9 protein-coding genes and 1 tRNA gene are annotated in these 8,826 nt (G+C 65.5%); 7 read left to right on the top strand and 3 right to left on the bottom strand.

Annotation, left to right across the window (positions count from 1 at the left end):
• The first annotated feature begins 16 nt into the window (after nucleotides 1-16).
• Complete coding sequence (locus ACZYVJ_RS20755) at nucleotides 17-2,998, top strand: UPF0182 family protein (RefSeq protein WP_463832763.1); 2,982 nt, start codon at nucleotides 17-19, stop codon at nucleotides 2,996-2,998.
• A gap of 3 nt (nucleotides 2,999-3,001) precedes the next feature.
• On the opposite strand, the gene ACZYVJ_RS20760 is transcribed toward ACZYVJ_RS20755, so the two are convergent.
• Nucleotides 3,002-3,982 carry a GlxA family transcriptional regulator gene (locus tag ACZYVJ_RS20760; RefSeq protein WP_463832764.1) on the bottom strand — a complete coding sequence of 327 codons (981 nt, stop codon included), beginning with the start codon at nucleotides 3,980-3,982 and terminating at the stop codon, nucleotides 3,002-3,004.
• Nucleotides 3,983-4,082: 100 nt separating this feature from the next.
• On the opposite strand from ACZYVJ_RS20760, the gene ACZYVJ_RS20765 reads away from it, so the two are divergent.
• The 5 genes from ACZYVJ_RS20765 to ACZYVJ_RS20785 all read left to right on the top strand — a co-directional run bounded on the left by ACZYVJ_RS20765 (nucleotide 4,083) and on the right by ACZYVJ_RS20785 (nucleotide 7,197).
• A complete protein-coding gene (locus ACZYVJ_RS20765; protein ID WP_463832765.1) occupies nucleotides 4,083-4,733 on the top strand; it encodes an HD domain-containing protein in 651 nt (216 codons plus the stop codon).
• Nucleotides 4,734-4,749: 16 nt separating this feature from the next.
• The gene (locus ACZYVJ_RS20770) at nucleotides 4,750-5,454 is read left to right on the top strand and encodes a nitroreductase family protein (protein WP_463832766.1); all 705 of its coding nucleotides are present in this window, start codon (nucleotides 4,750-4,752) and stop codon (nucleotides 5,452-5,454) included.
• A 65-nt stretch (nucleotides 5,455-5,519) separates the two neighbouring features.
• Nucleotides 5,520-6,056 carry a cupin domain-containing protein gene (locus tag ACZYVJ_RS20775; RefSeq protein WP_463832767.1) on the top strand — a complete coding sequence of 179 codons (537 nt, stop codon included), beginning with the start codon at nucleotides 5,520-5,522 and terminating at the stop codon, nucleotides 6,054-6,056.
• A 92-nt stretch (nucleotides 6,057-6,148) separates the two neighbouring features.
• Nucleotides 6,149-6,225: transfer RNA gene (locus tag ACZYVJ_RS20780), tRNA-Met, on the top strand.
• Nucleotides 6,226-6,402: 177 nt separating this feature from the next.
• Complete coding sequence (locus ACZYVJ_RS20785; protein WP_463833087.1) at nucleotides 6,403-7,197, top strand: RsiV family protein; 795 nt, start codon at nucleotides 6,403-6,405, stop codon at nucleotides 7,195-7,197.
• Nucleotides 7,198-7,222: 25 nt separating this feature from the next.
• Here the strand turns inward: ACZYVJ_RS20785 and ACZYVJ_RS20790 are convergent, their stop codons facing one another.
• Both ACZYVJ_RS20790 and ACZYVJ_RS20795 read right to left on the bottom strand, forming a co-directional pair.
• Nucleotides 7,223-7,711 (bottom strand): glutathione peroxidase, encoded by a 489-nt coding sequence (locus tag ACZYVJ_RS20790; RefSeq protein WP_463832768.1) that lies wholly within the window; start codon nucleotides 7,709-7,711, stop codon nucleotides 7,223-7,225.
• Nucleotides 7,712-7,731: 20 nt separating this feature from the next.
• A complete protein-coding gene (locus tag ACZYVJ_RS20795; protein ID WP_463832769.1) occupies nucleotides 7,732-8,268 on the bottom strand; it encodes a hypothetical protein in 537 nt (178 codons plus the stop codon).
• Nucleotides 8,269-8,506: 238 nt separating this feature from the next.
• Between ACZYVJ_RS20795 and ACZYVJ_RS20800 the strand changes: the two genes are divergently transcribed.
• Nucleotides 8,507-8,826 (top strand): MlaD family protein (locus ACZYVJ_RS20800; RefSeq protein WP_463832770.1); only part of this gene is annotated, 320 nt, incomplete at its 3' end.

The raw sequence follows: 8,826 nt of genomic DNA on the forward strand, positions 1-8,826 counted from the left end.
TCAGGGAGCGTAGCCAGTGGGGATGCGGCCCACCGCACGGATGCCGAAGCTGACTCGGCGTAGCCGGATTCTGATCCTGATCGCACTGGGTGTGATCGTTCTGCTGCTCGCGGGTCCGCGACTGATCGACGCCTACGTCGACTGGCTGTGGTTCGGCGAGCTCGGCTATCGTTCGGTGTTCTCGACCGTGCTGGTGACCCGGTTCGTCGTCTTCTTGGTCGCGGGGCTGCTGGTGGGCGGCATCGTGTTCGCCGGCCTCGCGGTGGCCTACCGCACCCGTCCGGTGTTCGTGCCGAGCAACGACAACGATCCGGTGGCGCGCTACCGCGCCCTGGTGCTGTCCCGGTTGCGACTGGTGAGCGCCGGGATCCCGGTGGCGGTCGGCCTGCTGGCCGGCATCATCGCCCAAAGCTATTGGGTGCGCATCCAACTGTTCCTGCACGGCGGCGACTTCGGCATCAAGGACCCGCAGTTCGGCAAGGACCTCGGCTTCTATGCCTTCGAGCTGCCGTTCTACCGGTTGCTGCTCAGCTACCTGTTCGTCGCGGCTTTCCTCGCGTTCGTAGCCAACCTGTTGGCCCACTACGTCTTTGGCGGCATCCGGCTGTCCGGTCGGGCCGGCGCGCTGAGTCGTTCGGCGCGGATCCAGCTGGTCACCCTGGTCGGGGTGCTGGTCGTGCTGAAGGCGATTGCCTACTGGCTGGACCGCTATGAGTTGTTGTCGCACACCCGCGGCGGCAAGCCCTTCACCGGGGCGGGGTACACCGATATCAATGCGGTGCTGCCGGCGAAGCTGATCCTGATGGCGATCGCGCTCATCTGCGCGGCCGCGGTGTTCTCCGCGGTGGTGCTCAAGGACTTGAGGATTCCGGCGATCGGGCTGGTCCTGTTGCTGCTGTCGTCGCTGATCGTGGGCGCCGGGTGGCCGTTGATCGTCGAGCAGATCAGCGTCAAACCCAATGCCGCGCAAAAGGAAAGCGAATACATCAGCCGCAGCATCGCCGCGACCCGGCAGGCCTACGGACTGACGTCGGACCAGGTCACCTATCGCAACTACACCGGCGACGCGCAGGCCACCGCCCAGCAGGTCGCCGACGACCGCGCGACCACGTCGAACATCCGGCTGCTCGACCCGACGATCGTCAGCCCAGCGTTCACCCAGTTCCAGCAGGGCAAGAACTTCTACTATTTCCCCGACCAGCTGTCCATCGACCGGTACCAGGACCGCAACGGGGCGTTGCGTGACTACGTCGTGGCGGCGCGTGAACTCAACCCCGACCGGCTGATCGACAACCAGCGCGACTGGATCAACCGGCACACCGTCTACACCCACGGCAACGGCTTCATCGCGTCACCGGCCAACACGGTGCGCGGAATCGCCAACGACCCCAACCAAAACGGTGGCTACCCCGAGTTCCTGGTCAACGTCGTCGGCGCCAACGGCGGTGTGGTGTCCGACGGTCCGGCGCAACTCGACCAGCCGCGCGTCTACTTCGGGCCGGTCATCTCCAACACGTCGGCCGACTACGCGATTGTCGGTCGCAACGGCACCGACCGCGAATACGACTACGAGACCAGCAACGAGACCAAGAACTACACGTACACCGGCCTGGGTGGCGTCCCGCTCGGCGATTGGTTGTCCCGCAGCGTGTTCGCCGCGAAATTCGCCGAGCGAAACTTCTTGTTCTCCAACGTGATCGGCTCGAACAGCAAGATCCTGTTCAACCGCGACCCGGCGCGACGGGTGGAGGCGGTGGCGCCATGGCTGACCACCGACAGCTCGGTGTACCCGGCGATCGTCAACAAGCGACTGGTGTGGATCATCGACGGCTACACCACGCTGGACAACTACCCGTATTCCGAACTCACGTCGCTGGAATCGGCGACTGCGGACTCCAACGAGGTGGCGTTCAACAAGCTGGCGCCCGACAAGCGGGTCTCCTACATCCGCAACTCGGTGAAGGCGACCGTGGACGCCTACGACGGCACCGTCTCGCTATACCAGCAGGACGAGCAGGACCCGGTGCTCAAGGCCTGGATGCAGGTCTTCCCGGGCACCGTGAAGCCCAAGAGCGATATCAGCCCCGAGCTGGCCGAGCACCTGCGCTATCCCGAGGACCTGTTCAAGGTGCAGCGGATGCTGCTGGCGAAATACCACGTCAACGATCCGGTGACGTTCTTCTCCACCTCGGATTTCTGGGACGTGCCGCTGGATCCGAACCCGACGGCCAGCAGCTACCAGCCGCCGTACTACATCGTCGCGAAAAACATTGCGAAGAACGACAACACGGCGTCGTATCAGCTGACCAGCGCGATGAACCGGTTCAAGCGTGACTATCTGGCCGCCTACATCAGCGCCAGCTCCGACCCGGCGACGTACGGCAGGATCACCGTGCTGACGATCCCGGGTCAGGTCAACGGGCCGAAGCTGGCCAACAACGCGATCACCACCGATCCGGCGGTGTCGCAGGACCTCGGCGTGATCGGGCGTGACAACCAGAACCGGATCCGGTGGGGCAACCTGCTCACCCTGCCGGTGGGGCAGGGCGGGCTGCTCTACGTCGAACCCGTGTATGCCTCCCCGGGGGCCAGCGATGCCGCGTCGTCCTACCCGCGGCTGATCCGGGTGGCGATGATGTACAACGACAAGATCGGGTATGGCCCCACCGTGCGTGACGCGCTGACCGGGCTGTTCGGTCCGGGCGCGGGTGCGGCGGCGACGGGGATCGTTCCGACCGATGCCGGCACGCCTGCCGCGAGTCCGCCGGCCACCGCTCCGGTGCCGGCCGCAACGCCGGGATCTGTACCGCCGGTGGCCGCGCCGCCGGTGCCCGACGGATCGGTGACACTGTCGCCGGCCAAAGCCGCTGTGCTGCAAGAGATCCAGGCCGCGATCGGCGCGGCGAAAGACGCGCAGAAGAAGGGCGATTTCGCCGGCTACGGCGCGGCGCTGCAACGCCTGGACGATGCGATCACCAAGTACAACAGCACCAAATAGCGTTCAGGCGTAGGCCGTTCGGAACCTGTCCCGATAGGCCTTCGGGCTGATGCCCAGGTGGTTGACGAATACCCGTCGCAGGGTTTCGATGCTGCCGAAGCCGGCCATGCCCGCGGTCTCGGTGACCGAGCGGCCGGATTGCAGCGCATTACGGGCGAAATCGATTCGAACCAATTCGACGTAGCGCGCCGGGCTCATTCCGAGCTCGGACTGGAAGAGCCGGGTCAACTGGCGGGTACTCAGGGATGCCAGCGCCGCAAGCTTTTTCACGCTGTAGTCGGCGCCGGGGTCGGCCGCGATCGCATCGGTGACCGGCCGCAGCGGCGACTGCGGCGGGGGATCGGCCTCCAGCAGCACCGAGAATTGTGATTGGCCGCCCGCGCGTTTGAGGTAGACGACCAGCCACCTCGCCACGTCGCGGACCAGTTCGGTCCCGTAATCCATTTCGACCAACGCCAGCGCCAGGTCGATGCCCGACGAGATTCCCGCGGAGGTGAAGATGTCGCCGTCGCGGACGAAGATCGCGTCCGGCTCAACGGTGACATCGGGGAAGGCCCGACCCAGCAACCGGGTGTCGTGCCAGTGCGTGGTGGCGCGCCGGCCGCTGAGCACGCCGGCCTGCGCGAGGATGAACGACCCCGTGCAGATGGACGCCAGACGACGGGTCCGTGTTGACACCGATCGGACGGCGTCGACCAGGGCGGTGTCGATGGGTCGCCCCGGCAGGTCGTCGCTGCCGGCGACCATGACGGTATCGGCGGACTCGATCGCCGAAATGCTGTCGGTCACGCCCAATCGGGCCCCGATCGAGCTGGCCACGTCACACCCGTCCACCGATGCGATTTTGAGTTGGTAGTCGGCGCCGAAGCGGTTGGCCTCGGCGAACACCTCGCCCGCCCCCGCGACGTCCAACAACGTCACCCCGTCGAAAACGACGATCACCACCACCCGCGTACTCGCTCCGGCTGTAGCCACGCAAGCCATTCTGTCGCTTTCTGAGGACTTGACGGCCCGAACGGCCAGGGTCAATTCGTCCGCGCGGCCGCACACTTATACCAACAGCCACTTGCAAGGAGACGAGAACGTGACTACCAGCTCAATCGACACCATCGCCGGCATCCACGTACCCGACAGCGCGTTGGCGCGCGAGGCCACCGAGTTCATCCGCGACACCGAGGACGAGTTGCTCTTCAACCACTCCAGGCGGGTCTTCCTCTTCGGCGCGCTACAGGGCGTGCGCCGCGGCCTGAAGCCGGATGCGGAACTGCTCTACGTCGGTGCGATGTTCCACGATCTCGGGCTGACTGAGCGCTATCGCGGGTCCGACATCCGCTTCGAGGTCGACGGCGCCAACGCGGCCCGGGACTTCCTGACGGCCCGTGGCGTCGACGAGGCTGACGCGGCCAAGGTGTGGCTCGGCATCGCCCTGCACACCACCCCCGGCGTGCCCGAGTTCATGGCACCCGAAGTGGCGCTGTTGCAGGCCGGTGTGGAAGTCGACGTGGTCGGCGTCGGGCGCGAGCAGTTGGCCCCCGAGGCGCTGGCCGCGGTGACCGCCGCGCACCCGCGCCCACAGTTCAAGCAGCGCATCCTGGCAGCGTTCAACGACGGCATGAAGCACCGGCCGCGGACCACCGACGGCACCATGAACGCCGATGTGCTGGTGCACTTCGATCCCGCCTCCGAGCGCGTCGACTTCGTCGACCTGATCCTTAACAACAGCTGGCCCGAGTAGCGGAAGGAATAGAACAATGGACATTTACGAAGGCCTTTACACCACCCGGATGATGCGCCGGTTGCGCCCGGATCCGATTCCGCTGGACACCCAGGCCCGCATCCTCGATGCGGCCGTCCGCGCCCCCAATGGGGGTAACACCCAGCGTTGGCACTTCGTGGCCGTGGACGATCGGGAGCTCATCCGCAAGTTCGCCCAACTGTTCCGCAAAGCCCGCGCCCTCGAATACGAAAAGTTCAGCACGGGAACGGGACCGATGGTGGCCACGGCGCCCGGAGCGGATCCCACCGCTCACGCCGAAACGATGCAGCGAATGAAGGGATCGGGGAATTACCTGGCCGACCATTTCGAAGAAGTCCCCCTGTTGCTGTTCGTGTACTCCATCGATGACCTTGGCGGCGCAAACATCTACCCGGCGATCTGGAGTGCGTTGCTCGCCGCTCGTGCCGAGGGCGTCGGCGGCGTCATGACGATGGTGCTTCGCAATTTCGAGGACGAGGTGAATGAGCTGCTGGGAGTTCCGGTCGAGCAGGGCTGGAAGATGTCGGCCATGCTCACCCTGGGTTACCCCATGGGCAGGTGGGGTGTCGCGGCGAATCGCCATCCGGTGCACGAGGTTTCGTCCCGCAACGGCTGGAACAAGCCGTTCGGCATCGAAGTGCCGCAGCCGCTGTGGCCGCCTCACGACGAGCCTGCGACCGGCCTGGCTGCGGCCGGCTGAAGGAGCCGGCCCAAATAGCGGCCGAAGCATTGCGGCGCAAAGGATTTGCGAGGAAGGTAGGTCCAATGACCGAGTTGAACCCGATTGGCGTCACGGTTGTCCAGCCAGGAGAAGGGGATTATGTTGCCCTGCCGGGCTTCGGGGCGGTGTTCAAGCTGTCCGGCAAGACCAACGGTGGCGAGGTATCGATCGTCGAGCACCCGTTCGCCGTCGGGCTGCTCACCGCGGCGCACCGGCACACGCGCGAGGACGAGCATTCGATCGTGCTGGCGGGTGAGATCGGCTTCCGCTCCGACGACAGTGAAGTGGTCCTGGGTCCCGGTGGCTACATCACCAAGCCCCGTGGCCAAATGCACGCGATGTGGAACGCCGGCAGCGAGCCGGGCCGCATCATCGAGGTCATCACTCCAGGCGGATTCGAGAACTATTTCCGCGAATTAGGCGAGTTGCTCGTCGAGCACGCCGACGACCCGGCGGGCAAGCCGCTGCACGAGTTGCCCGAGTTCGGTGAGCTCGCCGACAAATACGGGCTGACGTACGGGTCGCCGGAGTGGATGGACGACATCGCACAGCGATACGGGCTGAACCCGCCGTCGCACTGAGGCGGGCACTGACGCGGATTCGATCGTTCGACTGCCGCTGACCGCACGATTTGGTCGCCGAGAGGCCGGTTCGGTAACCTGGCATTTACCAACGCGGGGTGGAGCAGCTCGGTAGCTCGCTGGGCTCATAACCCAGAGGTCGCAGGTTCGAATCCTGTCCCCGCTACCAGGTAAAACAGCCCCCGGAGATTGCTCCGGGGGCTGTTTTCATGCCCGATGAGACGTTCGCGAAGCCAGGCTGGGCGCCGTTAGTCGATGAGCCCTCTCAGGAAGTCCGGCGATCATGATGGCTTATCTTTACCTCCATCTGTCCATTGGTACCGCGAGTTGTCGGAGGAGATCCAACATGCGCAGCTTCAGGGTTGCAGCGTTCGCGACGGCCCTCGTTCTCTTTGGCTCTGCTGGCGTCGCCGCTGCCGCGCCGCCAAAGGACTACTGCGCCGAACTCAAAGGTGCCAACACTGGCCAGGCATGCGAGATCCACATGGCTGACGCCGGCTACAACCTCGACATCAGCTTCCCGGTCAGCTACCCCGACGAGAAGTCCATCGCCGACTTCGTTACCAAGGAGCGCGACGATTTTCTCAATGTCGCCAAATCCTCCGCATCCCGCGATCAGCCCTACCAGCTGACCATTTCGTCGGCGAATTACGGGTCGGCAATACCGCCGCGCGGCACCGAGGCCGTGGTGTTGAAGGTCGTCGAGAACGTCGGCGCGCACCCCCAGACGACGTTCAAGTCGTTCAACTGGGACCAGACCTATCGCAAGGCGATTGTGTGGACCGCAGCGTCAGACGACAAAAACAACACGCCCTTGTGGCGCGTCGATGACCCGCTGAAGACCGTCGCGCCCATCGTGCAGAGCGAGCTGCAGAAGCAGACCGCACCGCCGGCGAACCAGACGCAGACCGCACCGCCGGCGAACCAGACGCAGACCACGCCGCCGGCGAACCAGACGCAGACCGCGCCGCCCGCGACCATCGCGCCGGCCGTACTCTACGACCCGGCGAACTATCAGAATTTCGCCGTCACGAACGACGGTGTGATCTTCTTTTTCGACCAAGGCCATGTGCTGCCCGACGCGGCAGGCGCCCCTCAGGTGTTGGTACCGCGCTCCGCGATCGACCCGATGCTCGCTTGACGAGCGCCCGCAGGTTCGAGTCGAACTATCGCGGCAGCACGGCCTCGATGGCGCTGATGACCTCTGGTGCGTCGGGCTCGGTGCGGGGCCGGAACCGCTGCACCACCTCACCGCCGGGGGCGAGCAGGAACTTTTCGAAGTTCCACTGGATGTCTCCGGCCTGCCCGTCGGAATCGGCCGTTTTGGTCAGCTCGGCGTACAGCGGGTGGCGGTCGTCGCCGTTGACGTCGGTCTTGGCCAGCAGCGGGAAAGTCACCCCGTAGGTCGTCGAGCAGAACTCCTGGATCTCGTCGGCCGTGCCCGGCTCCTGGCCCATGAACTGGTTGCACGGGACGCCGACGACGGTCAGCCCGCGGTCGCCGTAATCCTTGGCCAGCTTCTCCAGCGCGGTGTATTGGGGAGTCAGCCCGCATTTGGAGGCTACGTTGACGACCAGCGTTGCGCCGTCGGACAATTCGGCCAACGTGGTCTGCTGGCCGTCGAGGGTGGTCAGGGCGATGTTTTTGAGGGTCACGCCCACGACGCTAACGCAACTCAGAGCCAGCCGGTGCGGGCGGCGGCAACCGGCTCGGCGGGGGCCGGCGCCAATTCGCCGTTGCGCACGCCGTCAAGCAACCGTTGCACCGCGGCGACGATCTCCGGGGCCGCCGCCGCGAGCCCGGCCGTGTCGGCTTCGGTGACCTCATCGGCGTCGACGCCGGCGCGGGCCAGGATGGCGGCCGGGTCGGCCAGCTGCTCGGTCAGCCAGGCCAGTGGGTCGGCCGACAGCTCGGGGACGAAGTGCCGGCTACTGGGTTCCCAACCGTTGAACCGCGGGTGGTGGTGGGCCCGGTCCAGGGTCCCGGGCGGGCTCTCGGTGGACCCGAAAAGATCCACCCGCCACACAGGGCGGGTGAAGGCGATCGGGACGCCGGCGTAGATCGAGCCCCGGGGCGCCGCGCGGTCGACGAGGCGCAGTTCCAGCCTGACCCCCCGCTCCGGGGTCTCCTGACCCTCGAGCGGGGACGGGTCGATGAAGTACATGTCCCCAACCACCACACCCAGGGATTCGAATCCGAACGCTGCGAGCATCGCCCACCTTTCCTCGTTCCACCCGAGCGTAGACCGGGGCCGTGAAATAGGGGCATCGCCAATCACCAGGCGAGGCGCTCGTCGCTTTTGTGAACGGCGGTTCGCACAAGCGCGGGCGTCACGGTACATTTCACTGGTCTTCGTTAGTGCATGAGTGCGAAGCCCCTGACAAACGCAGGGGGTGATTCGCCGCGGTTCCCGGGACGCCGCGGCGCGGACGTGAGGGGCAGCGGCGGTCTTGTCGACACATTCAGGTCCCGGCTCACCCGTCCAGATCAACTCGCAACGAACCCCGCCGTTCAAGTTGATCGCCCTCGCCGTGCTGGTTGTGTGCGCGCTGATTTTGGCGTTGGTGTATGGGCAATTCCGGGGTGCCTTCACCGAAAAGACGCAGCTGACCATGATCGCCGCCCGCGCCGGGTTGGTGATGGATCCGGGTTCGAAGGTGACCTATAACGGGGTGGAGATCGGCCGGGTGGGTTCGATTGCGGAGACGGTGCGGGATGGGAAGCCGGCGGCGAAGTTCACGTTGGAGATCTATCCGCGGTATTTGGCGTT

This window comes from Mycobacterium sp. IDUB_3 (assembly GCF_055419585.1).